The sequence below is a fragment of the Micromonospora sp. NPDC049081 genome (genome assembly GCF_040648835.1).
Taxonomy (GTDB): domain Bacteria; phylum Actinomycetota; class Actinomycetes; order Mycobacteriales; family Micromonosporaceae; genus Micromonospora; species Micromonospora antibiotica.
Genome location: NZ_JBEZEK010000008.1, coordinates 139587 through 165772, shown reverse-complemented (window position 1 = coordinate 165772; position 26186 = coordinate 139587). Strand labels below are relative to the sequence as shown.

Annotated in this window: 22 protein-coding genes; 14 read left to right on the top strand and 8 right to left on the bottom strand. The window is 73.1% G+C overall.

Annotated features, from left to right (window positions below; translation table 11 throughout):
- Positions 1-40: 40 nt before the first annotated feature.
- Both AB0B63_RS14875 and AB0B63_RS14870 read right to left on the bottom strand, forming a co-directional pair.
- Positions 41-607, bottom strand: coding sequence for a histidine phosphatase family protein (locus AB0B63_RS14875; protein WP_208565966.1), 567 nt, complete (start codon positions 605-607; stop codon positions 41-43).
- Between the two features lie 205 nt (positions 608-812).
- A complete protein-coding gene (locus tag AB0B63_RS14870) occupies positions 813-1505 on the bottom strand; it encodes a TetR/AcrR family transcriptional regulator C-terminal domain-containing protein (RefSeq protein WP_208565965.1) in 693 nt (230 codons plus the stop codon).
- A gap of 53 nt (positions 1506-1558) precedes the next feature.
- Here AB0B63_RS14870 and AB0B63_RS14865 point away from each other — a divergent pair, with 53 nt between their 5' ends.
- From AB0B63_RS14865 to AB0B63_RS14855, 3 genes are all read left to right on the top strand, one after another.
- On the top strand, positions 1559-2677 hold the full coding sequence (locus AB0B63_RS14865; protein WP_208565964.1) for an NAD(P)/FAD-dependent oxidoreductase: 1119 nt from the start codon (positions 1559-1561) through the stop codon (positions 2675-2677).
- 178 nt (positions 2678-2855) lie between these two features.
- The gene (locus AB0B63_RS14860) at positions 2856-3047 is read left to right on the top strand and encodes a CsbD family protein (RefSeq protein ID WP_208565963.1); all 192 of its coding nucleotides are present in this window, start codon (positions 2856-2858) and stop codon (positions 3045-3047) included.
- Between the two features lie 65 nt (positions 3048-3112).
- Positions 3113-3448, top strand: coding sequence for a YnfA family protein (locus AB0B63_RS14855; protein ID WP_357018536.1), 336 nt, complete (start codon positions 3113-3115; stop codon positions 3446-3448).
- Positions 3449-3509: 61 nt separating this feature from the next.
- Here AB0B63_RS14855 and AB0B63_RS14850 read toward each other — a convergent pair whose 3' ends face one another.
- On the bottom strand, positions 3510-4898 hold the full coding sequence (locus tag AB0B63_RS14850) for a lysine 2,3-aminomutase (RefSeq protein ID WP_357018716.1): 1389 nt from the start codon (positions 4896-4898) through the stop codon (positions 3510-3512).
- 191 nt (positions 4899-5089) lie between these two features.
- On the opposite strand from AB0B63_RS14850, the gene AB0B63_RS14845 reads away from it, so the two are divergent.
- The 9 genes from AB0B63_RS14845 (at position 5090) to AB0B63_RS14805 (ending at position 15567) form a co-directional block, all read left to right on the top strand.
- Positions 5090-6139, top strand: coding sequence for a zinc-binding alcohol dehydrogenase (locus tag AB0B63_RS14845; protein WP_208566446.1), 1050 nt, complete (start codon positions 5090-5092; stop codon positions 6137-6139).
- A 5-nt stretch (positions 6140-6144) separates the two neighbouring features.
- On the top strand, positions 6145-7710 hold the full coding sequence (locus AB0B63_RS14840) for an amidohydrolase family protein (protein WP_357018533.1): 1566 nt from the start codon (positions 6145-6147) through the stop codon (positions 7708-7710).
- Positions 7707-9302: a lysine 5,6-aminomutase subunit alpha gene (locus AB0B63_RS14835; RefSeq protein WP_307799036.1), complete on the top strand. Its 1596-nt coding sequence runs from the start codon at positions 7707-7709 to the stop codon at positions 9300-9302. Before AB0B63_RS14840 ends, AB0B63_RS14835 begins: the two co-directional genes overlap by 4 nt.
- A 149-nt stretch (positions 9303-9451) precedes the next feature.
- The gene (locus AB0B63_RS14830; protein ID WP_208566444.1) at positions 9452-10246 is read left to right on the top strand and encodes an OAM dimerization domain-containing protein; all 795 of its coding nucleotides are present in this window, start codon (positions 9452-9454) and stop codon (positions 10244-10246) included.
- The gene (locus tag AB0B63_RS14825; RefSeq protein ID WP_208565960.1) at positions 10243-10635 is read left to right on the top strand and encodes a hotdog domain-containing protein; all 393 of its coding nucleotides are present in this window, start codon (positions 10243-10245) and stop codon (positions 10633-10635) included. The genes AB0B63_RS14830 and AB0B63_RS14825 overlap by 4 nt, the downstream gene beginning before the upstream one ends.
- Positions 10632-11978: a glutamate mutase L gene (locus tag AB0B63_RS14820; protein WP_357018528.1), complete on the top strand. Its 1347-nt coding sequence runs from the start codon at positions 10632-10634 to the stop codon at positions 11976-11978. Before AB0B63_RS14825 ends, AB0B63_RS14820 begins: the two co-directional genes overlap by 4 nt.
- A 602-nt stretch (positions 11979-12580) precedes the next feature.
- Entirely contained in the window at positions 12581-14140 is a 1560-nt protein-coding gene (gene lnt, locus AB0B63_RS14815; protein WP_357018712.1) for an apolipoprotein N-acyltransferase, read from the top strand.
- A 23-nt stretch (positions 14141-14163) separates the two neighbouring features.
- Positions 14164-14937, top strand: a complete 774-nt coding sequence (locus AB0B63_RS14810; RefSeq protein ID WP_208566443.1) for a polyprenol monophosphomannose synthase — start codon at positions 14164-14166, stop codon at positions 14935-14937.
- A 96-nt stretch (positions 14938-15033) separates the two neighbouring features.
- Complete coding sequence (locus tag AB0B63_RS14805; RefSeq protein ID WP_357018524.1) at positions 15034-15567, top strand: FxsA family protein; 534 nt, start codon at positions 15034-15036, stop codon at positions 15565-15567.
- A gap of 156 nt (positions 15568-15723) precedes the next feature.
- On the opposite strand, the gene AB0B63_RS14800 is transcribed toward AB0B63_RS14805, so the two are convergent.
- Positions 15724-16065: an RNA polymerase-binding protein RbpA gene (locus AB0B63_RS14800; protein ID WP_007070998.1), complete on the bottom strand. Its 342-nt coding sequence runs from the start codon at positions 16063-16065 to the stop codon at positions 15724-15726.
- Positions 16066-16318: 253 nt separating this feature from the next.
- On the opposite strand from AB0B63_RS14800, the gene AB0B63_RS14795 reads away from it, so the two are divergent.
- Positions 16319-18427: a molybdopterin oxidoreductase family protein gene (locus tag AB0B63_RS14795; RefSeq protein ID WP_208565956.1), complete on the top strand. Its 2109-nt coding sequence runs from the start codon at positions 16319-16321 to the stop codon at positions 18425-18427.
- Here AB0B63_RS14795 and AB0B63_RS14790 read toward each other — a convergent pair.
- Positions 18415-19575, bottom strand: a complete 1161-nt coding sequence (locus AB0B63_RS14790; protein ID WP_357018519.1) for a hypothetical protein — start codon at positions 19573-19575, stop codon at positions 18415-18417. The two genes, AB0B63_RS14795 and AB0B63_RS14790, sit on opposite strands and share 13 nt — an antisense overlap.
- A 98-nt stretch (positions 19576-19673) precedes the next feature.
- Between AB0B63_RS14790 and AB0B63_RS14785 the strand changes: the two genes are divergently transcribed.
- Entirely contained in the window at positions 19674-20183 is a 510-nt protein-coding gene (locus AB0B63_RS14785; RefSeq protein ID WP_208565954.1) for an NUDIX domain-containing protein, read from the top strand.
- Positions 20184-20220: 37 nt separating this feature from the next.
- On the opposite strand, the gene AB0B63_RS14780 is transcribed toward AB0B63_RS14785, so the two are convergent.
- The 3 genes from AB0B63_RS14780 to AB0B63_RS14770 are packed head-to-tail and all read right to left on the bottom strand — an operon-like array spanning position 20221 to position 25969.
- Entirely contained in the window at positions 20221-22440 is a 2220-nt protein-coding gene (locus tag AB0B63_RS14780) for a glycoside hydrolase N-terminal domain-containing protein (protein WP_357018516.1), read from the bottom strand.
- Positions 22437-23495: a LacI family DNA-binding transcriptional regulator gene (locus AB0B63_RS14775; RefSeq protein ID WP_357018513.1), complete on the bottom strand. Its 1059-nt coding sequence runs from the start codon at positions 23493-23495 to the stop codon at positions 22437-22439. Before AB0B63_RS14775 ends, AB0B63_RS14780 begins: the two co-directional genes overlap by 4 nt.
- Positions 23492-25969 (bottom strand): glycoside hydrolase family 3 C-terminal domain-containing protein, encoded by a 2478-nt coding sequence (locus AB0B63_RS14770; RefSeq protein WP_357018509.1) that lies wholly within the window; start codon positions 25967-25969, stop codon positions 23492-23494. Before AB0B63_RS14770 ends, AB0B63_RS14775 begins: the two co-directional genes overlap by 4 nt.
- Between the last annotated feature and the right edge of the window lie 217 nt (positions 25970-26186).

Sequence of the window (26186 nt, the reverse complement as noted above, 5' to 3'; positions counted from 1 at the left end):
GGTGGTGCCCCGTCGGCGGGTGGCGTGACGCGGGGCCCGCTCAGCGGCCGTTCCAGCGCAGGAGCACCGGTCGGCCGTGTTCGTGGCCGAGCACGCTGACGGTGGCGGTGTCCAGGCGGAGTTTGCCGCCGCCGGACGGGGGCAGCCCGATCCACCGGGCGCCGACCACCCGCAGCTGGTGGGCGTGCCCGACCAGGCCCACGTTGCCCCGCTCCAGCAGGGGAGTGAGCCGGGCGAGCAGCCGGTCGACCCGGGCGCCGATCTCGTCGGGGGCCTCCCCGTCGGGGCAGCCGTCGGTCCAGATGTCCCAGTCCGGCCGGTCGGTGTGGATGTCGGCGGTGGTGCGGCCCTCGTACCGGCCGTAGTTCCACTCCACGAGGTCGTCGTCGGTGTGGTCGACGGTGAGGCCGGCGAGCTGCGCGGTGCGCAGCGCCCGCCGCCGGGGGCTGGCGAGCACGGTGGCGAGGCGCTGGCCGGTCAGCACCCCGGCCAGCGCGCGGGCCTGCCGCTCGCCGTCGGGGGTCAGCTCCAGGTCGGTGTACGAGGTGTGCCGCCGGCTGGCGCTCCACGTCGTCTCGCCGTGCCGGATCAGGATGATCTCGCTCATCCCCCCAGTCAACCAGCATCCGCCGGGCCCGGCCCGGCTCCGCCCGCAGTTCCCGGCGCGGAGACACCGGTCCGTTCGCCGGTTTCCGCCACCGCCACCGGCACCCGCACCCGCACCGGGACCGGGACCGGGACCGGGACCGGGACCGGGACCGCAGAGCGTGCCGTCGTTCTGCGGGGTTCCCACCTGCGGCGGGAGTGGATCGTCACCCCGCCGGTCGGGTGAGTCTGGCGGCCACGGCGTCGAGGACCCAGTCCAGGCCGGTGGCGAAGGAGACCTCGGCGGCCACCTCGGTGCCGTCGTGCACGGCCCTGCTCAGCGCCGGGAAACGGCCGGTGGCCAGCATCTTCGTCACGTGCGGGCCGGAGGCACGCTGCCACTCGCGCTTGGACAGGCCGGTGGCGCGTTCGGCCCGCAGGTCGGCGACCTCGCGCCTGATCGCGCCGGTGAAGTAGGCGCTGACCGTCTCCACGGCGCGCATGACGGTGTCGACGTCGGCGAGGCCGTCGAGGGCGGCCAGCGTGGCTTCGGTGACGGCGAGGCCGTTCGGGCCCAGGGCCGGGCGGCCGCCGAGCAGGTCGGCCAGCCATTCGTGCCGCAGCGCGGCCTGTCTGGTGCGGTGGGCGAGGCCGCGCAACGCCTCCCGCCAGTCACCGGGTCGCTCCCCGGGGAGGATCTCGGCGTACACCTCGTCCACCATGAGGTCGAACAGTTGGTCCTTGGTGGAGATGTAGCCGTACAGCCGCATCGGGCCGGCGTTCAGTCGGGCGGCGACCTTACGCACCGAGACCGCCGCCAGCCCGCCCTCGTCGGCCAGCGCGATGGCGGCGGCGATGATCTGCCCCCGGTCGAGCGGTACGGGGGGGTTCGGCGGGGCGGGCCGGTCCCAGACACTCATGATCACTCCCTGTCGTTGCGCTGAATTGTAGGGGAGCTATACGGTGTATCGCCATGAGACATCGTATAGCTGTGGTCGGGGGCGGCCCGGCGGGTCTGACCTTCGCCCGGGTCCTGCACCGCCACGGCCACCGGGTCGCCGTCCTCGAACGTGATCCCTCGCCCGACTCCCGCCCCCCGGGCGGCACGCTGGACCTGCACGAGGGGCTGGGGCAGCGGGCCCTGGACAAGGCGGGGTTGCTGGCGGAGTTCGAGGCGCTGTCCCGTCCCGAAGGACAGGCCATGCGCATCCTGGACGCCGCGGGGACCGTGCTGCGGGACTGGAAACCCGCCCCGGACGAGCGGGCCAATCCGGAGATCGACCGCGGGCAACTCCGCGATCTGCTGCTCGGCTCGCTGGACGTGCGGTGGGGGCGGGAGGTGACGCGGGTGGTGCCGGGGGCGGGGGAGGGCGTCCTGGTGCATTTCGCCGACGGGCCGCCGGAGGCGTTCGATCTCGTGGTGGGCGCCGACGGCGCCTGGTCCCGGGTCCGTCCGGCGGTCTCGTCGGTGACGCCGCAGTACACCGGTGTCACCTCGGTCGAGACCTCCCTCGACGACGTCGACACCCGCCACCCTGACCTCGCCCGGCTCATCGGTGCGGGTTCGGTGTCCGTGTACGGCGTGAACCGGTCTCTCGTCGCCCAACGCAACAGCGGCGGTCACGTCAAGGTGTACGCCAGGCTCCGTGCGCCGCTGGACTGGCACGCGCACCTGGACCTGGCCGATGTCGAGGCCACCCGGTCGGGTCTGCTGGCGCTGTTCGACGGCTGGGCCGCTCCCGTGCGCGACCTGCTCGGCCACGGCACCGCCTTCGCCCACCGACCCGTCTACGTCCTACCCGCGTCCCACACCTGGGACCATGTCCGGGGGGTGACGCTACTGGGCGACGCCGCCCACCTGATGCCACCGTTGGGGGCGGGCGCGAACCTCGCGATGCTGGACGGTGCCGAGCTCGCGGAGGCCATCGCCGCCGACCCGGAGAATCTGGACGAGGCGGTCCGCGCCTTCGAGGAACGGATGTGGGCCCGGGCCGCCACCTGGTCGAGGATCACGACGGCCGGTCTGGAACGCCTGGTGAGCCCGGACCCCGCCGAAGCCCTCGCCCTCTTCGACCAGGTCCAGCCCTCCTGATCACCGGCAGCAGGCCACCGCTCGCCGCCTATTGTCCTAGGATGGCTTACCGGTGGTGTGCCACGGCACACCACGAACAGCAGCGCCTACGGCGCGAATTCGTTTCGAGCCGGACAGAGCGGGGACGCCACGGGTGCGGGGCATCGGCCCCGTGACCGCCGCAGCGACAGGAGGCGACATGAGCTTCACCGACAAGGCGAAGAACAAGGCCCAGGAGCTGACCGGCGCCGCGAAGGAACGGATCGGCGACGTCACCGACAACGAGCGGATGCGCGCCGAGGGTGCCACCGAGCAGAGCGAGGCGCGCGCCCGGCAGGCCGGTGAGCACGTCAAGGACGCCGGTCGCGACGTCCGGGACGCCATGCGCTGAGCGGATCACCCGTGCGGACAGCCCCCTGAGCATGCTCAGGGGGCTGTCCGGGTTAGCGTGCGGGCATGTTGGTCGCCCGGTCGTTGGTGTTGTTCGTCCTGGCCGCGCTCGCCGAGATCGGTGGGGCGTGGCTGATCTGGCAGGGCTGGCGGGAGCACCGGGGGCTGTGGTGGATCGCCGCCGGGGTGCTCGCGTTGGGCGTGTACGGCTTCGTGGCGACCTTCCAGCCGGATGCGAACTTCGGCCGGATCCTGGCCGCGTACGGCGGGGTGTTCGTGGCGGGATCGCTGGCGTGGGGGGTGCTGGTGGACGGTTTCCGGCCGGACCGGTGGGACCTGACGGGCGCGGCGATCTGCCTGCTCGGCGTCGCCGTGATCATGTACGCCCCGCGCGGGGCGTGACGCGCGCCGCCCCCGGGACCGGTCGGGTCGTCGGGGGCGGCGGGGTGGGTGTGTCGTGGGGTCAGTCGTCGCGGTGTGCGGCCCACCACTGCTGGCCGGCCTCGGGGAGGGTGTCGATCGGGTCGTAGTAGGCGTAGCGCTTGTTGAGCGCCTCCAGGTCGGCCGACTCGATGGAGGTGCGGTAGTTCTTGGTCCAGTAGGAGATGCCGCGTTCCCGGTCGTACTCGGTGAGCATGTGCACCCAGCGCTTGCCGACGAAGGGCACGTCGCAGACGATCCGGGGGGTGGCGTAGCCGGGCAGGTAGCCCATGATGTCGTGTTGGAGCTGCTGGGCGTGCCAGACGGGGACCCGCCAGTGTTCGGCGTTGGGGATCATGTCGCACATGTAGAAGTAGTACGGCAGGATGCCGGCCTCACCCTGCAGGGCGAAGCACAGGTCGAGCAGGTCGGGGGCGGTGGCGTTGACGCCGCGCATGAGTACGCCCTGGTTGCGCACGTCGCGGACGCCGACGTCGAGGGCGGTCTGGGCGGCCTTCGCGACCAGCGGGGTGATCGACTGGGCGTGGTTGACGTGGGTGTGGATGGCCAGGTTGACGCCGCGGCGGGCGGCGGTGCGGGCGACCCGTTCCAGGCCCTCGACGACGTCGTTCTGGAGCCAGTGCTGGGGCAGGCCCATGAGGGCCTTGGTGGCGAGCCGGATGTCGCGGACGGTTTCGAGTTCGAGCAGCCGCATGAGGTACGACTCAAGGTTGCGCCACGGGACGTTGGCCACGTCGCCGCCGGAGACGACCACGTCGCGGACGCCGGGGTGGGCCTTGAGGTAGCTGATGTGGGCGTCGTAGCGGTCGACGGGCTTGAGGGTGAGCTTGAGTTTGTCGACGGCGGGGGTGGAGTTGCCGACGAGGTCCATCCGGGTGCAGTGTCCGCAGTACTGGGGGCAGGTGGAGAGCAGTTCGGCGAGGACCTTGGTGGGGTAGCGGTGGGTGAGACCCTCGGCGACCCACATGTCGTGTTCGTGCAGTGAGTCACGGCTGGCGTAGGGGTGTGACGGCCAGTCGGTGCGCCGGTCGGCGGCGACGGGGATCATGTAGCGGCGGATCGGGTCGGCGCGGAACGCCTCGGTGGTCATCGGGGCGAACGGCACCATCGTGTTGATCATCTGGGGTGGCACCAGCATCGACATGGTGGCCAGGGCCTGCTGGTCGGCGGCGAGGTCGGTGTAGAAGGTCTCGTCGACGGTGTCGCCGAGGACGGCGCGCAGCTGCTTGATGTTCTTGACGCAGTTGACGCGTTGCCACTGGGCGTTCTCCCACTGCTCGCGGGTGACGTGACGCCAGCCGGGGAAGCGGGTCCAGTCGGGCTCGACCAGGGGGCTGCGGCGGTATTCGTAGGGCTGGCCGGCGGTCGGTACGGCGACCGGGGCGGGGCGGGGCCCAGGGATGGTCGCCATCGGTTGGGTCTGGGTCACGGCCCCTCCTCGTGGTGTGCGTGGCCGGGGTGGCCGGCGGTTGATGATCGGTAGATCCGAAGGCTACTGGAAAATATCCGGCGAAGAAATTAGTCTGCCGTAAGTTTTCCCGCGATGCGAGTCCTGGTCGGGGCTTCGGGCGGTGGAGGGGGGAGGTTGGTGTGACGTCACCGGTGGGCCTGCACCGTGTCGTGGAGCCGGCGGGGGTGCTGCCGCAGGCGGCCTGGCGGCTGGACGCCGACCCTCGGATCGCCCCGAACGAGGTGCGCATCCGGGTCGAGCGGTTGAATCTCGACGCGGCGAGTTTCCGGCAGTTGGCGCAGAAGCACGACGGGGACGGGGAGAAGATCCGCGCCGAGGTGCTGGAGATCGTGTCGACCCGGGGCAAGATGCAGAATCCGGTGACCGGGTCGGGCGGGATGCTGATCGGCACCGTGGAGGAGGTCGGCCGTCGGTCGCCGTTGGGGTTGGCGGTGGGTGACCGGGTGGCGACGCTGGTGTCGTTGACGTTGACGCCGTTGACGATCCTCGACGGGTTGGCCCGCTGGGACGGGCGCAGCGAGCAGGTGCCGTGTGACGGGTACGCGATCCTGTTCGCCCGGTCGATCGCGGCGGTGCTGCCGGGGGACCTGCATCCGGAGTTGGCGTTGGCGGTGCTGGACGTGTGCGGGGCGCCGGCGTTGACGGCCCGGGTGGTCGCCGAGCAGGTGGCGCGGCGGGAGCGCGCCGGTGACGGGTCGGCGGTGACGGTGGCGGTGATCGGTGGGGGCGGTAAGAGCGGGTCGTTGTCGTTGGCGGCGGCGCGGCGGGCGGGTGCGGGTCGTACCGTCGGGGTGGTGCCGGTGGCGGCGGAGCGGGACGCGCTGGTGGCGGCTGGTCTGGCGTCGGTGGTGGCGTTGGCCGATGCCCGGGATCCGGTGGGGTTGTCGTCGGCGGTGACGACGGCGTTGGGTGGGCCGGCGGACGTGACGGTGGTGTGCGTGGACGTGCCGGGGTGTGAGCACGGTGCGGTGTTGGCCACGGCGGACGGCGGCACGGTGATCTTCTTCTCGATGGCGACGAGTTTCGCGGCGGCGGCGTTGGGTGCGGAGGGGTTGGCGGCGGACGTGACGATGCTGGTGGGTAACGGGTTCGTGCCGGGGCATGCGGATCTGGCGTTGGGGTTGTTGCGGTCGGAGCCGGGGGTACGTGGTCTCTTCGAGTCCCGGTTGGCGGCAGACTGAGTGCCATGACGAACCCCTCGACGTTGTATCGCGGTGGAGTGCTGCACTGTCCGGCGGAGCCGAGCGCGACGGCGCTGTTGGTGCGGGACGGGCGGATCGCCTGGTTGGGTGGGGCGGCGGATGCGCCGGCCGCCGATCGGGTGGTGGAGCTGGACGGGGCGTTGGTGACGCCGGCGTTCGTGGACGCGCATGTGCACGCGACGGATACCGGGCTGGTGTTGTCGGGTCTGGAGCTGTCGTCGGTGCGGTCGGCGGGGGAGTTGCTGGCGGCGGTGTCGGCGTTCGCGGCGGGTCTGCCGGGTGACGCGGTGGTGTTGGGACACGGTTGGGACGAGTCGGCGTGGGGGGATCCGCGGCTGCCGGATGCGGTGGAGCTGGATCGGGCGGCGGGTGGCCGGCGGGTGTACCTGTCGCAGGCGTCGATCCATTCGGCGTTGGTGTCGCAGGCGTTGCTGGCGGCGTGTCCGCAGGCTGCGGTGGTGCCGGGTTTCGATGCGTCGGGGTGGTTGCGGCGCGACGCGCACCATGTGGTGCGGGCGGCGGCGCAGGGTTCGGTGGGTCGGGTGCAGCGGGTGGCGGCGCAGCGGGTGGCGTTGGCGCATGCGGCGTCGTTGGGGATCGCGGCGGTGCACGAGTGTGGTGGTCCGCAGATTTCCGACGAGGAGGACTTCACCGGGTTGTTGGCGTTGTCGGGGGCGGGGTTGCCGGAGGTGTACGGGTACTGGGGTGAGTTGTCGGGGGCGGCGCGGGCGCGGGAGTTGGGTGCGGTGGGTGCGGGTGGTGATCTGTTCGCGGACGGGGCGTTGGGGTCGCGGACGGCGCACGTGTCGCGGGATTACCTCGACGGTGAGGGTTGCGGTCACGGTTATCTGAGTGCCGGTCAGGTTCGTGATCATTTGGTGGATTGTGCGGCGCACGGGATGCAGGGCGGGTTCCATGCGATCGGTGATGCGGCGATCGCGACGGTGTTGGAGGGGTTCGCGGGGGCGGCGGCGGTGTTGGGCACGGACCGGGTGCGGGCGGCGCGGCACCGGGTGGAGCATGCGGAGATCATGAGCAAGCGGTTGATCGCGGGGTTCGTGGAGTACGGGGTGGTGGCGAGTATGCAGCCGGCGTTCGACCGGTTGTGGGGTGGTGCGGGTCGGATGTACGAGTCGCGGTTGGGTCTGGCCCGGTCGTTGGAGTCGAATCCGATGGGGGCGATGCATGCGGTGGGGGTGGCGTTGGCGTTCGGGTCGGATTCGCCGGTGACGCCGTTGGATCCGTGGGGTTCGGTGCGGGCGGCGGCGGCGCATCACAGTGTGTCGCAGCGGATGAGTGTGCGGGCGGCGTTCGCGGCGCACACCCGGGGCGGGTGGCGGGCGGTGCATCTGGACAACGAGGGGGTGATCGCGTTGGGTGCGCCGGCGACGTTCGCGGTGTGGTCGAGTCCGGCGGGGGTGGAGCGGGGGTTGCCGGTGGTGCAGGCCGAGGATCCTGAGTTGCGGGGTCCGGCGGATCCGACGCCGTTGCCGGTGTGTCGGCGCACGGTGTTGCGTGGTGAGGTCATCTATGAGGAAGGCGTTTCGTGAGCGAGCGATCCATCGGTACGGCGCGGCAGGGCGGGTCGGGCAAGCTTGGTCTTGATCCGGTGTTGGTGGGTCGGGCGCGGGAGTTGGCGCGTCGGGCCGGGCAGCCGGTGGTGGATCTGGCGCGGAGTCACACGACGGTGTCGGTGGAGCGGGCGGTGTTGCGGCTGGCGGGGGTGTCGGGGGCGGATCCGGACGGTATTCCGTGGGTGAACCGGTTGGTGGATGCGGTGGTGGCGGATGTGGGGCTGGGGCACGGGGTGGCGTTGCCGGTGTTCGACGCGTTGGCGCGGGAGGGTGTCGACGATGTGACGGTGTTGGCGCAGGAGGCGGCGGCGGGGTCGGTGCGGTTCGTGGTGCCGTCGGGGAGGGCGGCGACGGCGGCGCGGCGGGTGTCGCGGCGGGCGGTGGCGGCGGGGGTGCGGCGGGTTGATCGGCGGCGGGTGGAGCGGGAGCGTCTGGTCAGGCGGTACGGGGATCCGGTGCGGCGGCCGTGGATCTATCTGATCGTGGCGACCGGGGACATCTATGAGGACATTCCGCAGGCGCAGGCGGCGGCGCGGGCGGGTGCTGATGTGATCGCGGTGATCCGGTCGACGGGGCAGTCGTTGTTGGACTATGTGCCGGAGGGGGCGACCCGGGAGGGTTTCGCGGGGACGTATGCGACGCAGGAGAACTTCCGGTTGATGCGGGCGGCGTTGGATGAGACGTCGAAGGAGTTGGGTCGGTATGTGCGGTTGACGAATTATGCGTCTGGTTTGTGTATGCCGGAGATGGCGACGTTGGCGGGTCTGGAACGGCTGGACATGATGCTCAACGATTCGATGTACGGGATTTTGTTCCGGGACATCAATCCGATCCGGACGTTCGTGGACCAGCGGTTTTCGCGGCAGGTGCACGCGCGGGCGGGGATCATCATCAACACCGGTGAGGACAACTATCTGACCACGGCGGATGCGGTGGACGAGGCGCACACGGTGACGGTGTCGCAGTTGCTCAACGAGTTCTTCGCGCATGAGGCGGGGTTGGCGGACTGGCAGTTGGGGTTGGGGCACGCGTTCGAGATCAATCCGGATGTGCCGGAGTCGTTCCGGTTGGAGTTGGCGCATGCGTTGTTGGCGCGGGAGTTGTTTCCGGATGCGCCGTTGAAGTGGATGCCGCCGACGAAGCACATGACGGGTGACGTGTTCCGGGGGAACCTGTTGGACGGGTTCTTCAATCTGGTGGGCACGATGACGGGGCAGGGGATCCTGTTGGTGGGGATGATGACGGAGGCGGTGGTGACGCCGTGGTTGTCGGATCGGGACATCGCGTTGCAGAACGTGCGGTACGTGTTGGGTGCGGCGGGTGGGTTGCACGAGGATTTCGTGCCGGCGCCGGGTGGGTTCATCCAGCAGCGGGCGAACCGGGTGTTGGGTGAGGCGGTGCAGTTGTTGGAGCGGATCGGGGACCAGTCGTTGTTGACGGCGATCGCCGAGGGCACGTTCGGCATCATGAAGCGCCCGGCGGACCGGGGTAAGGGGTTGGCGGGGGTGGCGCGGCACGAGGCCGGCTACTACAACCCGGCGACGGAGATCCTGGAGCAGCCGGCATGAGTGAGCGCACCGAACGAAGTGAGGGCCGCGAAGGCATGCCCGACCGGAACGGCATGAGTGAGCGCACCGAACGCGGTGCGGGCCGCGAAGGCATGCCCGACCGGAACGGCATGAGTGAGCGCACCGAACGCGGTGCGGGCCGCGAGAGCATGCCCGGCGGGAACGGCACGGGTGTCGTGGGGGCTGGCGCGGTCGCGGGGAAGCGGGTCGTGCGGCCGTACGGGGACACCACCGGTGACGGGATGGTGCAGGTGTCGTTCACGTTGCCGGTGCCGCACGACAAGCGGGCCGAGGGTGCGGCGGTGCAGTTGGCGAACCGGATGGGTATCGATCCGGCGATGCTGGTGCACGCGAAGCCGATGAGTGACGGGTTCACGTTCTTCGTGGTGTACGGGCGGGTGAACCATCTGGTGGATCTGGATCAGGTGCAGGTGGTGGAGCGGGACTTTCCGCTGCTGGGCGCCAAGGAGGTCAACGCGGTGGTGAAGCAGCGGTTGCGTCGGAAGTTGTCGGTGGTGGGGGCGTGTATCGGCACGGATGCGCACACGGTGGGTATCGACGCGATCCTGAATGTGAAGGGTATCGCCGGGGAGAAGGGGCTGGAGTATTACCGGGAGTTGAAGGTGACCAATCTGGGTGCGCAGGTGAGTGTGCCGGAGCTGGTGGAGGCGGCGCGGCGGGAGCGGGCGGATGCGGTGTTGGTGTCGCAGGTGGTGACGCAGCGGGATGCGCATCTGCACAACACGCGGGAGATGTCGGCGGCGTTCCGGGAGGCGTTGCCGGCGGGTAAGCGGCCGTTGCTGATCGTGGGTGGGCCGCGGTTCGACGAGACGATGACCGCGGAGTTGGGGGTGGACCGGATCTTCGGTCGGGGCACCACGCCGGGTGAGGTGGCGTCGTATCTGGTGCACGCGTTGGTGACGAGCAGGAAGGCGGGGGCATGAGCGATTCGCGGGTCGGGTTGACGGTGACGCATCGGCGGTATGTGCCGTATTCGCACGCCCATTACGCGGGGAACCTGGTGGACGGGGCGTACACGTTGGGGTTGTTCGGGGACGTGGCGACGGAGGTGTGTATCCGTACCGATGGTGACGAGGGGTTGTTCGCGTCGTACGCGGACGTGCAGTTCCTGGCGGCGGTGCGGGCGGGTGACGTGCTGGAGGTGACGGCGACGGTGGTGCGGGTGGGTACCCGCAGCCGGACGGTCGATTTCGTGGCGCGGGTGGTGTGTCGGGGTCGGCCGGAGCGGGGTGGGTCGGCGGCGGAGGTGTTGGCGGAGCCGGTCGTGGCGGTGACGGCGACGGGCACCGTGGTCGTTCCCGGGGCGGCGTGAGTCTGGCGGTCTGCGCCGACGTCGGGTCGACCTGGACGAAGGCGGCGGTGGTGGACCTGGCCGTGGGGCGGTTGGTGGGGGCGGCGTCGGCGCCGACGACGGTCGGTACGGACGTGCTGCACGGGTTGGACGCGGCGGTGGGTGCGGCGGTCGACGGGGCCGGCGTGGGGCGTGCGGGTGCTCTGCCGTGGTACGTGTGTTCGTCGGCGGGTGGTGGGCTGCGGTTGGCGGTGGTGGGTTACGAGCCGTTGGTGACGGCGCAGGCGGGTCGGCGGGTGGGGTTGTCGGCGGGGGCGAACGTGGTGCACGTGGCGGCGGGCCGGTTGGCGGCGACGGAGCTGGCGGCGGTGCGGGCGGCGCGGCCGGATGTGGTGTTGCTGGTCGGTGGCACCGACGGTGGGGACGTCGACACGGTGACGCACAACGCGACGCGGTTGGCGCGGGCCCGGTGGCGGGTGCCGGTGGTGTTGGCCGGCAACGTGGACGTGCGGGAGGGGTTGCGGGAGGTGTTGGCGGCGGCGGGGGTGCCGGTGACGGTGGCGGACAACGTGTTGCCCCGGATCGGGGTGTTGGCGCCGGCGTCGGCGCGGGCGGCGATCCGGGAGGTGTTCCTGCGGCACGTCATCGGGGGGAAGCGGTTGTCGCGGGGGTCCCGGTTCGCCCGGTTGGTGCGGGCGGCGACCCCGGATGCGGTGTTGACCGGGGTGGAGGTCCTCGCCGACGTGGTGGGGGGTGATCTGGCGGTGGTGGACGTGGGTGGGGCGACGACCGACGTGTATTCGGTGTTGACGCCGGACGAGCGGGCCGGTGGGCCGGGTCGGGAGGTGGCTGGGGCGTTGTGGCGGGCCCGCACCGTGGAGGGTGACCTGGGGATGCGGTGGAGCGCGCCGGGGGTGGTCCGGGCGGCGGTGCAGGAACGGTTGCTCGATGCGGTCGGGCAGGAGGAGTTGGCGGCGGCGGTGGCGGTGCGGGCGGCTGATCCGGGGTTCCTGCCGGTTGACGCGGCGGGTCGGGCGGTGGACGGGCGGATCGCGGTGTTGGCGGCGACGGTGGCGTTGCGGCGGCATGCCCGGGGTGCGGCGACGGGGGAGCGGGCGGGTCGGGATCTGCGGGATGTGCGGCTGCTGGTGGGTTCCGGTGGTGTGCTGCGTCACGCGTCGGCCGGTGCCGGGGTGGGGGTGTTGGCGCAGGTGCTCGCTGATCGTGCGGGTGGGTGGCCGTTGCCGCGGGCGGCGCGGCCGGTGGTGGATGTGGATTATGTGCTGGCCGCCGGGGGGTTGCTGGCGGGGGAGCATCCGGTGGCGGCGGCGGCTTTGTTGCGTCGGCATCTCGGTGGGGATTGAGACCCGCCGACGCGACACGCCGGGTTGGTGGACGTGACTGGCCGGTGGTGGGTTGACAGCGGCGGGGGTGTAGGCCGTACCGTCTTTGAGTCCTACTACGGGAAGCGGCTGTTGTTCGCTTCGTCCCTTCGTCCGCTGGCCGAGCGACATTGTTGGTGCGTATTTGTCGCGGCGGCCAGGTCCAGCGGGCGGGGGTCGGCGGGGCGGCGCGAACCGGCCGCGGTTACCGGTGTACGGGCAGGGTGAGTGGTACGGCCAGTAGACAACGGCCGGGCGGGGGCAGCCAGTCCACCGTCGGGTCGGTCCGAAGGTCGGCGTCGCTCATTGTGTCCCACCGGCCGGGAAGGGCCTGGGAGCATCGGGGCGCGGCTGAGGCCGCGCCCCGATTTCGTGTCCGCCCGCTGCGGGGGTCGGTGTCACCGGTGTTCCCCGGGGTGGGCCGGCCGGCGTCGCGTCGTTCGGGGGCGGGTCGGTGTCGGGTGGGCTCGGGCCTGCGGCTCGGTGGTTCGGGGGTGCCGGGGTGGGGCGGGTAGCCTTCGGCCCGTGATCGTGGTGAGGTGCCGGTGACGACGCTCGACCGGGATGAGACGCGTACCCCGGTGGTGGTACGACCGACCAGGGGGCCGGTGCCGTTGCGGGTGGCGGTGCCGGTGGCGGTGGCGGCCGGGTTGGCGCTGCTGGTGGCGTTCCCGCCGTACGGGTGGTGGCCGTTGGCGCCGGTGGGGGTGGCCGGGTTGGCGGTGGCGGTGCACCGGCGGCGGTTGCGGGCCGGCGCGGGGTTGGGGTTCCTGACCGGGGTGGCGTTGTTCGCCCCGTTGTTGGCGTGGACGAATCTGCACACCGGGCTGCTGCCGTGGGTGTTGTTGTCGTTGTTGCAGGCCGGCTATCTGGCGTTGCTGGGGGCGGCGTCGGCGTGGGTGTCGCCGGTGGTGGACCGGTGGCGGTGGGCGTGGCCGGTAGTGACCGGGGTGTTGTGGGTGGGGCAGGAGGCGCTGCGCGACCGGACGCCGTTCGGGGGGTTCCCGTGGGGGCGGTTGGCGTTCAGCCAGGACGCGTCGCCGCTGCTGGGGTGGGCGTGGCTCGGTGGAGCCCCACTGGTCACCGGGGTCGTTGCGGTGGCCGGCGGGTTGCTGTTGGTGGGGTCGTGGCGGCGGTGGCCGGGCCCGGACGGGGTGTGGCGGCCGGTGGCCGGGGTCGCGGTCGGGTTGTTGCTGCTGGTGGGGGTGGGGTTGGCGGTCCCCACGGGTGCCGGCGGTGGCCGGTCGGTGCGGGTGGCGATCGTGCAGGGCAACGTGCCGCGGTTGGGGTTGGATTTCAACGCCCAGCGGCAGGCGGTGCTCAACAATCACGCCGATGCGACGGTGGAGTTGGCCGGGCGGGTCGCCGCCGGTGCGGTGCCGCGTCCGGACCTGGTGGTGTGGCCGGAGAACTCCTCGGACATCGACCCGTTGCGCAATGCCGCCGCCGGGGCGCGGATCTCCGCGGCTGCGGACGCGATCGGTGCGCCGATCCTGGTCGGTGCGGTGCTTGCCGGTCCGGGTGACGGTGAGGTGCGCAACGCCGGCATCCTGTGGCGGCCGGGCACCGGCCCGGACATGGCCCAGTTGTACACCAAGCGGCATCCGGTGCCGTTCGCCGAGTACGTGCCGATGCGGTCGTTGGCGCGGAAGGTGTCGTCGCAGGTCGACCGGGTGCGGGCGGATTTCGTGCCGGGGTCGACCCCGGGGGTGGTGGACGTGGGCCCGGTGGTCCTCGGTGACGTGATCTGCTTCGAGGTGGCCTACGACGGTCTGGTGCGCGACACCGTCGACGGTGGGGCGCAGTTGCTGGTGGTGCAGACGAACAACGCCACCTTCGACGTGGCGGAGGCCCGACAGCAGTTGGCGATGGTGCGGTTGCGGGCGGTGGAGCACGGTCGGGCGGCGTTGATGGCCTCGACGGTCGGGGTGTCCGGGTTCGTCGCCCCGGACGGGCGGGTAAGCGACGCCACCGGGTTCAACACCCGGGCGGTGGTGGTGCGGCAGGTGACGCTCTCCGACGGGCGTACCCCGGCCACCCGGGCCGGGCGGTGGCCGGAGTCGACGCTGGCGGGTCTGGCGGTGGCGGCGTTGGTCGTCGCGGGGATGCTGCGCCGTCGGCGGGAGGTCACCGTCGCCGGGTGAGCCGGCAGGAACGGGGGACAGGCGTGGGTGAGGCAGTCGCGGGGCAGCCCGGGGTGGGTCGGGTGCTGGTGGTGATTCCCACCTACAACGAGGCCGACAACGTCGCCGACGTGGTGGCCCGGGTCCGCCGGGCGGCACCGGCGGTGGACGTGCTGGTCGCCGACGACAACAGCCCCGACGGTACGGGGGCGTTGGCGGAGGCGATGGCCGGCACCGACGCGCAGGTGCACGTGCTGCACCGGCCCGGCAAGGAGGGGTTGGGGGCGGCGTACCTGGCGGGGTTCGGGTGGGCGCGGCAGCGCGGCTACGACGCGGTGGTGGAGATGGACGCCGACGGTTCGCACGCCCCGGAGGATCTGCCGGCGTTGTTGGCTGCGGCCCGCGACGCGGATGTGGTGATCGGGTCGCGGTGGGTGGGTGGGGCGCGGGTGGTGAACTGGCCGTGGCGGCGGTTGGTGCTGTCGCGGTGCGGGAACCTCTACGCGCGGATGGCGTTGGGGATGCCGGTGTCGGACGCCACCGGTGGGTTCCGGGTGTACCGGTTGTCGGCGTTGCGGGCGATGCGGCTGGAGTCGGTATGTTCCCAGGGGTATTCGTTCCAGGTGGAGTTGTCGCGGTTGGCGCACCGGGCGGGGGTGCGGATCGTGGAGGTGCCGATCACGTTCGTCGAGCGGGAGCGGGGGGCCAGCAAGATGAGTCCGTTGATCGTGGCGGAGGCGTTGTGGCGGATCACCACCTGGGGGTTGCGGGACCGGCGGCCGGGTCGGCTGCGTCGCGGTCACGACCGGTGGCCGTGAGGTGGGGCGTGGCATGCTGGAGGAGCGGGCCTGTCGCCCCGGGCGTTGTCCGGTTGACGGTGGTGGGCGGGTTCCGCGCGACGCGGATGAGGTGAGATGCGCCGATACCTGAGGTTCGTGCCACCGGCCCTGCTGTTGGCGGTGGTGGTGGAGTTGGCGGTGTTCGTCGTGGTGGGCCGGGCCGTCGGGTTCGGCACGGCGGTGCTGCTGGTGTTCGCCGCGTCCCTGGTGGGTCTGGTGTTGCTGCGCCGGGAGGGGATGCGCGCCTGGCGGGGGTTCCGTACGTCGGTGGAGTCGCGGCAGCCGCCGGGCCGGCAGGTGACCGATGGTCTGGTCGGGTTGGCCGGTGCGTTGCTGCTGGCGGTGCCGGGTCTGTTCAGTGGGGTGGTGGGTGTGGTGTTGCTGGTGCCGCCGGTGCGCCGGTTGGTGCGCTCGGGGGTGCAGCGGGCCACTGAGCGGCGGGTGTCGTCGATGGTGGCCGGTGACCTGTTCGGTCCGCGTACGGTGCGGGTGCGTCGGGAGGAGCCGGCGACGCCGACGCCGCCGGTCGACGGTGACGTGGTGGTCCCACCGCCGGTCGACGGGGGGCGGGCCATCGAGGGGGAGATCGTGGAGCCCCGCCGGCCCTGACCGGCCGGTGGTCCCGCGCAGGAGCGGGCACAGTCTTTCGGCCCGGGTGGGGCCGGGGCGTGGGCTGCGGTTGTCCCGGTGGGCGGGGAAGCGGTGGTGACACGACGGCGCCCCCGGGGAGAGATCCCCGGGGGCGCCGTCGTGGTGTGCGGTACGTCAGGCGCGGCCGCGGCGGGTGCGGACCTCCTGGAGCCGTTCGGCGAGGATGTCCTCCAGCTCGGCGATGGAGCGCCGTTCCAGCAGCATGTCCCAGTGGGTGCGTGGCGGCTTGGCCTTCTTCTGCTCCGGTTCGGTGCCGTCGACGAGCCGGGCGACGCTGCCGTCGAACTTGCACTCCCAGGTGGTGGGGACCTCGGCGTCGACGGCGAAGGGGACCTCGAACTGGTGGCCCTTGGCGCAGAGGTACTCGCGGGTCTGGCGCGGCGCGAGCTCCGTGTTGCGGTCGGATTCGTAGCTGACCGCGCCCAGTCGGCTTCCGCGCAGCATGCGCTCGCCCATGATCGACTTCCCCTCGTTCGTGGTGCTGGTCTTCCGGTGTAACGGCCGGTCACCGCCGGGGCATTCCCGCCCGTCCGGTGGGACGGCCCCCGCAAGGGTAGCCCGCCGTCGCACCGCCCCGGCGGGTTCGTCTGCGGCCGGGTCGACATCGGTGCCGTGTCCCGGGTGTGCACCGCGATGGTAGCCGCCGCCGGTGCGTCCCGCGCCGACGACGGGCCGTGCCGGGGCGGCCGGTGGCGATAGCATCCGCGGCATGGCCACCACCGTGCATCCCGGCGCGTGCCCCCTGGACTGTCCCGACACGTGTGTCTGGCAGCTCACCGTCACCGACGGGCGGCCGGTGGCGCTGCGCGGCGACCCTGGTCACCCGTTCACCCGGGGCGCGTTGTGCGGCAAGGTCAACCGTTATCTCGACGCGGTCACCGGGCCCGACCGGCTGACCACCCCCCTGGTGCGGGTCGGCCCCAAGGGGGTCGGGCCGGTGTCGTACCGGCCGGCGAGCTGGGACGAGGCGGTGCGTCGGGTCGCGGCCGGGTTGCGGGCCAGCATCGACCTCAACGGACCGGAGTCGGTCCTGCCGTACTACTTCGCCGGCACCATGGGTCTGGTGCAGGGCTGGTCGATGGGTCCCCGGCTCTTCGCCCACCTGGGGGCGTCGCGGTTGCGGACCACCATCTGCACCGCGGCGTCCCGGGCCGCCCTCGGGTCGATCTACGGCGGGTCCGTCGGTTTCGAACCGGAGTCGGTGGTCGAGGCGAAACTGATCGTCCTGTGGGGGGCGAACCTGCTCTCCACCAACCTGCACCACTGGCCGTTCGTGCGGCAGGCCCAACAACGCGGCGCGTACGTGGTCACCATCGACCCGTTGCGCACCGACACCGCGGCCCGCAGCGACGAGCACGTGGCGCCGCTGCCCGGCACCGACGCCGCCCTCGCCCTGGGGTTGATGCGGCACGTGCGGGACGTCGGTGGGGTCGACCGCGGGTGGTTGGACGCGCACACCGTCGGGTGGGAGCGGATGGCGGCCCGCCTGGACGAGTGGCCGGTGGAGCGTGCCGCCGCCGAGTGCGGCCTCGACGTCGACGTGGTGCGTCGCCTCGGCGAGCGGATCGCCACCACCCGTCCCACCGCCATCCGGATCGGGCTGGGCCTGCAACGGCACGCCGGGGCCGGGCAGGCGGTCCGGGCCATCGCGGCGATCCCCCTGCTCACCGGGGATTTCCGGTATCCCGGCGGTGGGGCGTTGGCCACCACCAGCGGGCATCACCGGGTCGACTCCGACCGGGTCGCCCGGCCCGCCGGGATGCCCGCTCCCCCGGCCCGGTCGATCAACATGAGTCGGCTCGCCGCCGCCCTGACCGGGGAGGCGGACCCGCCGGTGACCGCGCTGGTGGTGTTCGACACCAACCCGGTCGCGACCGTCCCGGACCAGAACCTGCTGCGTCGGGGGTTGACCCGTGGTGACCTGTTCACCGTGGTGCTGGAGCAGCGTTGGACCGACACCTGCGACTTCGCCGACGTGGTGCTGCCGGCCACCATGCAACCTGAGCACCTGGACCTGCACACCTCCTACGGTCACCACTACGCCACCCTGAACCTGCCGGTGCTGGACCCGCCGGGGCAGGCGCTACCCAACACGGAGATCTTCCGGCGGATCGCCGCCGCGCTCGGGCTGGACCATCCCCGGCTGCGTGACAGCGACGAGGACCTGGCCCGGCAGCTGCTCGACGGCACCGGCATCAGCTACGACGAGTTGGTACGCAGCACGTACGTGCGGGCGACGGGGGTGGCGGTGGGGTCCGCCCCGTACGCCGAGGGTGGGTTCCCCAGCCTCGACGGGCGGGCCCGGTTCCACGACCCGCGGCTGACCGCGCAGGGCGTCGACCCGCTCGTCGGGTACACCCCGCCGGTCGAGGTGGGTGACGCGGCGCTGGCCCGCCGGTTCCCCCTGGCGTTGATCTCCCCCGCCGGCCGGTTCTTCCTCAACTCGACGTTCGCGTCGTTGCCGTGGCACCTCGGTCGTACCGGCCCGCCGCGCATCCACCTGCATCCCGTCGACGCCGCCGCCCGGGGCCTGGCCGACGGTGACCCGGCGCGGGTGCACAACGACCGGGGCGAGTTCCTCGCCACTGTCGCCGTGGACGACGCGACCCGCCCCGGGTTGGCGTTCACCTACAAGGCGTACTGGGCCCGGTTGAGCCCCGGCGGCAGCACCGTCAACGCGGTGACCGGGGTCCGGGACACCGACCTCGGTGGGGGGCCCACGTTCCACGACACCCGGGTCGAGGTGCACCCCGCCCCGGTGGGCCGACCCGGCGACGCGGGCGGACCTGACCCGTCGGGGTCGACTCAGCCCGGCTGAGTGGGGCCGCTGAGCCGGGCCAGCGCGCCGGCCAGGTCACTGACCTGGTCGGCGAGTTGACCGGCCCGGCGTTGGGCGGCGTCACGGTCGGCCTGCGCCGCCGGCAGCAGCCGGTCCAGTTCGGCCAGCCGGGCCCGGTCGGCGGCGGTCGCCCGGTGCGCCTGCGTCACCTCCGCGCGGGCCCGGGTCAGCTCGGCGGTCAGCGTGTCCACCCGGGCCAGGGCGGCGGCCAGGTCCTCGGCGGCGCGGGCGGTCAGCGCGGCGGTCTCCTGCCGGGCGGCCGTCGCGTCGGCCCGTGCGGCGGCGACGTCCCGCCGGGCCGCCTCGGCGGTGGCCTCCGCCTGCCGGGCCTGCTCGGTGGCGGTGTCGGCGCGGGTACGGGCCGCCGCGGCGTCGGCGTGGGCCTGCTGGGTCTCCTGGCGGGCGGCGGCGGCCTCGGCGGCGGCGCGCTGCGCGTCGGCCAACTCCCGGGCGGCGTCGGCGCGGGCGGCGTCGCGTTCGGCGGTCAGGTCGGCGGTGCGTTGCCGCTCGGCGTCGCGTTCCGTGCGTAGGGTCCGCAGCTCGTGCCGGGCGGCGTCCCGGTCACGTTCGGCCTGCACCCGCAGCGCCTGCGCGGCGCTGGCGTCGCGGCGGGCCGCGTCGGCGGCGGTGTCGGCCTGCCCGGCCCGCTGCTGTGCTTCGGCGGCGCGGGTGTCGGCCTGCGCGGCGCGGGCCTGCGCCGCGTCGGCGGCGGCGGCCGCGGCCCGGGTCTCCTGCCGGGCCCGGGTGGTCTCCGCGGCGGCCGTCTCGGCGGCTTCGCGGGCCTCGTCGCGGGCGGCGTGGGCCTGGGCGATGGCGGTGGCGGCGTCGGCGCGGGCCTGGGCGAGTTGCCGTTCCACCCCGACCGGGGACAACTCGGCGTGCAGCGCCTCGGTGAGGGTTTCCACCACCTGGTCGAGCCGGTCGACGGCCTCCCAGGTGCGGGCCACCTGGCCGGGCAGGCCGGGGGCGTTGCGGTGGCGCATCCGGGAGTTGCGGGACGCCCGCTGGCAGGCGCCGTCGTTGTCCCGGCAGTAGCGGAACGGGCGTCCCGCGCCGGCACGTTGCGGCACGTCACGTCCACAGTGCGCGCAGGGGCGCAGGTCGGCGGGGGAGGGCTGCGGGTCCATCGCCGGGCAAGTCTAGAGGCTGCACCTGGCCCCGGGTGCGGCGGCGTCGCGCGGGCGTCGGGATGGTCCACCGGTCCCACGACCGTTACCGTGGGCCGGTGGCCGTCTCCCCGTACATCGTGAAGTTGCGTGCCCACGTCGGGCACGACCTGTTGCTGCTGCCCGGGGTGACCGGGGTGGTCCGTGACGACGCGGGCCGGGTGCTGCTGGCCCGTCGGGGCGACAACGGCCGCTGGTCGCTGCCGGCCGGGGTGGTCGACCCGGGTGAGCAGCCTGCCGAGGCCGTCGTGCGGGAGGTGTGGGAGGAGACCGGGGTACGGGTCGTCGTCGACCGGATCGCGGGGGTCGCCACCCACCCGGTGGTCTACCCCAACGGTGACGCCTGCGAGTACCTCAACGTGTGGTTCCGGTGCCGGCCGGTCGGTGGGTGGCCCCGCGCCGACGGTGACGAGTCCACCGAGGTCGGCTGGTTCGCCCCCGACGCGTTGCCGGAGCTGGACGAGTGGGCGCGGTTGCGGCTGGACACGGCCGCCGCCCCCGACGACGCCCCCTGGTATGCGCGGCCCGGGGAGCGGCATCCGGCCCTGTGCCGACCCGACGCGCTGTGACCCACCGACGCGCTGTGTCCGGCCGCAGGTGTGCCGCTCACCCGGTGCCGGCCGGCCGGCCGCCGAAGGCCACCCGCACCGCCGTGCCCGCCGGCAGGTCACAGACGGCGTCGCCGTAGGGGCTGCGCACCCGTACCCGCTGAGCGGACACGGCGACCAGGCGGGCGGTGACCCGACCCTCGTCCCAGGTCAGCTCCTCGACGGTGATCCGCCCCCGGCAGGTCACCCCGCGCAGCGTCCCCCGGGTCAGGTCCGGTGGCAGCGCCGGTAGCAGCCGCAGCAGCCCCGGCCGGGACTGCACCAGCGCCTCGATCAGCACCGCCGGCAGGGTGTGCGCGGCGTCGGCGTTGTAGGTCACCCGGCCCGGGTTGTGCGCACTCATCAGCGACCGGAAGAACATGTCCGCCGCGACGATGCGCCGCAGGTACGCCCCGACCAGTGGCCCGTCGCCCAACCGGGCCGCCACCAGGGCCCGGTGCAGGGTGCCGTGCGCGGAGCCGTCCTCGTCGCCGCGGACCGTCAACGCCCGGTGCGCCGCCGCCGCCAACTCCGGGGTGTCGTCGGGGTCGACCTCCCCGGTCGGCCACACCGGATAGAGGTGGCTGACGTGCCGGTGGTCGTCGTCGGGGCGGTAGCCGGGCCACGCCCACTCGGCCAGCGCACCGCGCTCGTCGATGCGGTAGCCGGGCAGCCGGTCCCGGGTAGCCGCCCACCGCTGCGACCCGGTCACCTCGGCGGCGACCGTCATGGCGTGCCGGGCGGCGGCGACGTCCATGGTGGCGTTCACCGCGACGGGCACCGGCCGCCCGGTGTCGTCGAGCGGCCCGGTCTCCGGCGAGTACGACGGCACCAGCGCCGGCTGCCCGTCGACGTCGGTGAGCACGTCGGTGAAGAAGTCGGCGACCTCGGCCAGCCACCCCGCCACCTCCCCCAGTGGCTCCCCGGTCACCTGGTGGTGCTCGTACAGCGGGTGCAGCAGCCAGTGCGCGCCGGCCAGCCAGGCGGTGAACGGCCAGTGCGGGTGGACGTGGAACAGGTGCCCGTGTTCGCCGTCGGTGCGGCTGGGCGCCAGCAGGCCCCGCGCCCCGTAGACGGCGCGGGCGTTGTCCCGCCAGTGGTCGACCTGGGCGCGGACCAGCCGGGCGTGCGCGGCGGTCACCTCGGGCAGCGCGCCGACGTTCGCGCCGGCCAGTTGCAGGTTGAGGTTGGCGTCGGTGGTGAAGTCCCCCGCCCAGGCGGCGTCCCAGGACCCCGTCCAGATCCCGGTCAGCCGGGGCGGCAGCACCCCGCTGGCACTGAACAGCAGGTACCGGCCGGCGTGGAAGAGCCGTTCCAGCAGTGCCGGGTCCAACCGGTCGGCGGCGACCTGCCGGGCGGTCAGCGCACCGACGGGCAGGTCCCGGTCCGCCGCCGGCACCGCCAGGTCCAGGTCGACGCGCCGGTACGGGCCGGTGTGCCGGGCGACGTGCCGGGCCAGCAGGGTCGGGTAGTCGTCCGGGCCGGCGGCCAGCCGACGTTCCTGCGCGGCGGTGCGCCACCGGGGGCTGCGGGTGCGGTCCAGGACGGTGGTCAGCAGCGCCGGCCCGTGCACCAGCACCCGGTCGCCGGCGGGTTCGGCATCCCCCCGGACCAGGGTCACCCCCTCGAACCCGTACGCCCCGCCGACGTCCGGGTAGCGGCCGCGTACCCGCAGGAACACCAGCCCGTCGTGGCGGTAGGCGGTGGTGTCGTAGTGCACCGTGTCGGGGCGGCCGGGCAGGTCACCGGTGGCCCCGACGACACACCCGCCCTGGTCGAGGTGGGTGACGACGAGCCGGTCGGCGCGGGAGACGAAGCTGCGTCGCCGTCGCCCGGACCACGACACCACCACCTCACCGGTGCGGAAGTCGGTGTGCCGCCGGTAGTCACGCACCGGGGTGGGCGCGGCGTCGACGGTCAACGCGAACCCCGGGTGGTACGGCTGGGTCCACGTCAACTCCCGGCCGCCGGTGAGCAGTTCGCCGGCCTCGGCCCGCCGGCCGGTGAGGACCAGTTCCCGGATCCGGGGCAGCAGCGCGGCCAGCTGCGGTGCCCGCGCGTCGTGGGTGCCGTTGGGCAGCACGAACCGGTGGTGGTTGAGCACGAGCCGCTCGGCGTGTGGTTCGCCGGGCACCATCAGCCCGTACTCGCCGTTGCCGGTGAGGAACGCGTCGGGCCAGTCGACGGCGGGGGCGTCGTCCCAGATCCGGTGTGCTGCCGGTGGTGGCCCGCAGGTCACGGCCGGGCCCGCACGGTCGGTGCGGCGGTGCTGTCCCGGATGGTCAGCCGGGGCGGCAGCAGGGTCACCTCCGGCACCGCCTCGTCGTGCAGTTTGCGCATCAGCAACGCCACCGCCTGCCGGCCGATCTCCTCGGCGGGCACCGGCACCGAGGTGAGCCGGGGCCCGGCCTGCTCGGCGAACTGGTCGGGGCAGATCGCCACCACCGACATGTCCTGCGGCACCCGCCGGCCGAGGGTGGGCAGGCAGGCCAGCACCGGCCCCACCGCCGCCTCGTTCTGCACCACCAGCGCGGACAGGTCGGGGTGCCGGTCGAGCAGATCGGCGAGTTCCTGCCGGATCGAGGCGGGCCCCTCCTCGAAGGGTTGGGTGACGACGGTGACGCCGTGCCGGTCGGCGGCGGCGGCCACCCCGGCGCGGGTGCGGTGGGCGAACCCGGTGCCCCGGTCGTAGACAGCGGCGGGGGCGCCGAGCAGCGCCACCCGGCGGTGCCCGAGCCGGGCCAGGTGTTCCACGCACACCTGCCCGGCGCGGTGGAAGTCCAGGTCCACGCAGGTCAGGCTGGTCGGGTCGGCGGGGACACCGATCAGGACGCTGGGTCGGGTCAGGTCCCGCAGCAGCGGCACCCGGGAGTCGTCCAACTCGACGTCCATCACCAGCATCCCGTCGACCATGGCGCTGCCGGCGATGCGGCGTAGCCCGGCCGGTCCCTCGTCGGAGGTGACCAGCAGGACGTCGTGGTCGAAGCGGCGGGCCGTGGTGACGACCGCGATGGCGAACTGCATCACCACCGGCACCTGCATGCCGGCGCGCAGCGGCAGCACCAGCGCGATGGTGTTGGCCCGGCGGCTGGCCAGTGCCCGCGCCCCGGCGTTGGGGTGGTAGCCCAACTCCCGGATGCTGGCCAGCACCCGGGTGCGGGTCACCTCGGAGATGGCTCGTTTGCCGCTGAGGACGTACGACACGGTGCTGACGGCGACCCCGGCGTGCCGGGCGACGTCGACGATGGTGACCTGGTCGGGTGACTTGCGTCCGCGCCCGGGTGCGCCGGTCACCGGGTACCGCCGCCGGCCGGGACCGCCGGGCGGGACTGCTGCGGGGCGGGGCGGGCGTGTACGGTCACCGCGCCGACGGCCCGGATGTCACGGGCGGAACGGCCGACCAGCAGGGTGTGGGTGGCGTCCTCCACGACGGGGCCGTCGCGGTGTTCGTCCCACCAGGACAGGTCGGTGGTGCGTAGCCGCAGGGTGACCCGCTGGTGTTCGCCGGGGGCGAGGGTGAGCCGGGCGAAGTCGCGCAGCTGCCGCAGGGGCTGCTTGACCCGGGAGTGTCGCTGCCGGGTGTAGAGCTGCACGATCTCCGTACCTTCCCGGTCGCCGGTGTTGCTCACCTCGACGCTCACCTCGACCTCGTCGCCGACGGGCACCGTCGGTGCGCTCACCTGCAGGTCAGCGTAGTCGAACCGGGTGTAGCTGAGGCCGTGGCCGAACGGGTACAGCGGTTCGCCCCGGTAGTAGAGGTAGGTGCTGTCCGCGCCGATGACGTCGTAGTCGAGCAGGTCGGGCAGGTCGGCGGTGTCGGCGTACCAGGTCTGGGTGAGCCGGCCGGCGGGGTCGGCGTCGCCGAGGATCACCTGCGCGAGGGCGGTGCCGTGTTCCTGCCCGCCGTGCGCCGACCACAGCACCGCCGGGACGTGTTCCTGCGCCCATCCCACCGCGTACGGGTAGCTGCTGGTGAGCACCAGCACGGTGCGCGGGTTGGCCGCGTGTACGGCGCGCAGCAGCCGGTCCTGTCCGGCGGGCAGGTCCAGGTCGGCCCGGTCCTCGGTCTCCCGGCCGTTGACCATCGGGTGGTTGCCCAGGACGACGACCGCCACGTCGGCGGCGGCGGCCAACGCGGCGGCCTCGGCCACTCCGTCGGCGACGAGTTCGACGGTGAATCCGGTGGCGGTGTCCGGGTCGGTGGCGTCGGCGCGTAACCGCCCGTCGTCGCCGACCCGCACGTACGCGCCGGTGGCGAGGTGGTGCAGCAGGGTCGTGCCGTCGGGGCGGTGGTGCAACCGGAAGGTTTCCCGCACGATCCAGCCGCCCGGTCCGGGCCGGTCGTTGATCAACGTTCCGTCGTCGTCGACGCCGACGTGCCGTCCGTTGGCGACGGCGCGGAGCGCCACCACGTCGCGTCCCCAGTCGAACACGTCGAACCAGGTGCCGTCGCGGCCCTCGTCGGCGGTCAGCGGTCCCCCCTCGGACGAGCGGGGGCAGCGGACGTGCCGGTTGCCGACGCGCAACGCGATCCGGTCGGCGCCGGGGTGGTGGGTGACCGTCGGCAGTGCCCGGGCGAGGCCCTCCCGGACGGTGACCGTGTAGGGCGGGGTGCCGCTGTACCAGTCGGTGTGGACGGTGTCGGCGAGCGGGCCGAGCACCGCCACCCGGGTCGTCGGGTCGGCCGGCAGGGGCAGCAGCCCGTCGTTGCGCAGCAGCACGACCGACTGGCGGGCGGCCTCCCGGGCCAGGTCCCGGTGGGTGGGGCTGTCGAGCACGTCGGGGGACACCCCGGCGAACGGGTCCTGCCCGGGTGGGTCCAGGTCGCCCAGCCTGATCCGGACGGTGAGGATGCGCCGTACCGCCCGGTCCACGTCGGACTCGTCGATGAGCCCCCGGTCGAGGGCTTCGGTGAGCCGTCGGATGGTCTGTCCGCTGTCGGTGTCGTCCTCGGTGAAGTTGTCGATGCCGGCGCGTAGGGCGGCGGCGAAACCGGTGACGTGGTCGGGCAGGTGACCCTGCACCCCGGCGATGTTGGTGACCGCCCCGGCGTCGCCGACGACCATCACCTCGTCGGTGGTCCACCGGCGCAGTTCGTCGTTCAGTAGTGGGCTCAGGTGCGCGGGCACCCCGTTGACCAGGTTGTACGAGGCCATCACGGCGACTGCCGCACCGGCGGCGAGCGGGGCGCGGAACGCGGGCAGTTCGTACTCGTGCAGCACCCGGGGTGGCAGGTCGCTGGAGGTGGTGGCCCGGTCGGTCTCGTTGTTGTAGCCGAGGAAGTGCTTGACCGTCGGGGCGGTACGCAGCCGGTGGGGGTGGTCGCCGCGGAGCCCGAACGCGTAGGCGGTGGCGAGGCGGCCGGTCAGCCACGGGTCCTCCGACCAGCCTTCCTCGTTGCGGCCCCACCGGGGGTCGCGCAGCGGGTTGACCACCGGTGCCCACACGTTGAGCCCGACGGCGGCCGGGTCGGCCTGGTGTTTGACCCGGACCTCGTCGCCGGCGGCGGCGCCCACCGCCCGGATCAGGTCGGGGTTCCAGCTGCTGGCCAGGCCGACGACCTGGGGGAAGACGGTGGCCGGGCCGAGCCAGGCGACCCCGTGCAGCGCCTCGGTGCCGGTGCGGAATCCGGGTAGGCCCAGGCGTGGCACCGGGGCCTGCCACTGGTGCAGCAGGCCGATCTTCTCGGGCAGGGTGAGCCGGGCCAGCAGGTCGTCGGCGTGCCCGGCGGGGGACGGGCCGGTGGCGCGGTCGGTGGGGTCGTTCATGCGGTTACCTTCCGGTGGGCTCGCGGTGAGGCGCCGGCCGGCGGTCGAAGCGCTTCGACGGCCATGGTGACGTGCGGCATCGCGTCGTGGTGGCTGCGGCGGTCGTCGGCCCGGAGCGGCGAAGCGCTTCGACGATCGCGGAGAACATGCCGCCCCGGGTGCCCGAACGACGGGGCGGCGGTTCGAGGTTGGCACCTGCGCGTCGGTCGGTCAAGGG

Excerpts from the sequence above, each read along its gene's own strand:
- AB0B63_RS14770 (WP_357018509.1), bottom strand. The coding sequence starts at position 25,969 with ATGAACGACCCCACCGACCGCGCCACCGGCCCGTCCCCCGCCGGGCAC.
- AB0B63_RS14870 (WP_208565965.1), bottom strand. The coding sequence starts at position 1,505 with ATGAGTGTCTGGGACCGGCCCGCCCCGCCGAACCCCCCCGTACCGCTC.
- AB0B63_RS14850 (WP_357018716.1), bottom strand. The coding sequence starts at position 4,898 with ATGGCGACCATCCCTGGGCCCCGCCCCGCCCCGGTCGCCGTACCGACC.
- AB0B63_RS14825 (WP_208565960.1), top strand. The coding sequence starts at position 10,243 with ATGAGCGATTCGCGGGTCGGGTTGACGGTGACGCATCGGCGGTATGTG.
- AB0B63_RS14855 (WP_357018536.1), top strand. The coding sequence starts at position 3,113 with ATGTTGGTCGCCCGGTCGTTGGTGTTGTTCGTCCTGGCCGCGCTCGCC.
- AB0B63_RS14830 (WP_208566444.1), top strand. The coding sequence starts at position 9,452 with ATGCCCGGCGGGAACGGCACGGGTGTCGTGGGGGCTGGCGCGGTCGCG.
- AB0B63_RS14860 (WP_208565963.1), top strand. The coding sequence starts at position 2,856 with ATGAGCTTCACCGACAAGGCGAAGAACAAGGCCCAGGAGCTGACCGGC.
- AB0B63_RS14840 (WP_357018533.1), top strand. The coding sequence starts at position 6,145 with ATGACGAACCCCTCGACGTTGTATCGCGGTGGAGTGCTGCACTGTCCG.
- AB0B63_RS14805 (WP_357018524.1), top strand. The coding sequence starts at position 15,034 with ATGCGCCGATACCTGAGGTTCGTGCCACCGGCCCTGCTGTTGGCGGTG.
- AB0B63_RS14790 (WP_357018519.1), bottom strand. The coding sequence starts at position 19,575 with ATGGACCCGCAGCCCTCCCCCGCCGACCTGCGCCCCTGCGCGCACTGT.
- AB0B63_RS14800 (WP_007070998.1), bottom strand. The coding sequence starts at position 16,065 with ATGGGCGAGCGCATGCTGCGCGGAAGCCGACTGGGCGCGGTCAGCTAC.
- AB0B63_RS14875 (WP_208565966.1), bottom strand. The coding sequence starts at position 607 with ATGAGCGAGATCATCCTGATCCGGCACGGCGAGACGACGTGGAGCGCC.
- AB0B63_RS14865 (WP_208565964.1), top strand. The coding sequence starts at position 1,559 with ATGAGACATCGTATAGCTGTGGTCGGGGGCGGCCCGGCGGGTCTGACC.
- AB0B63_RS14795 (WP_208565956.1), top strand. The coding sequence starts at position 16,319 with ATGGCCACCACCGTGCATCCCGGCGCGTGCCCCCTGGACTGTCCCGAC.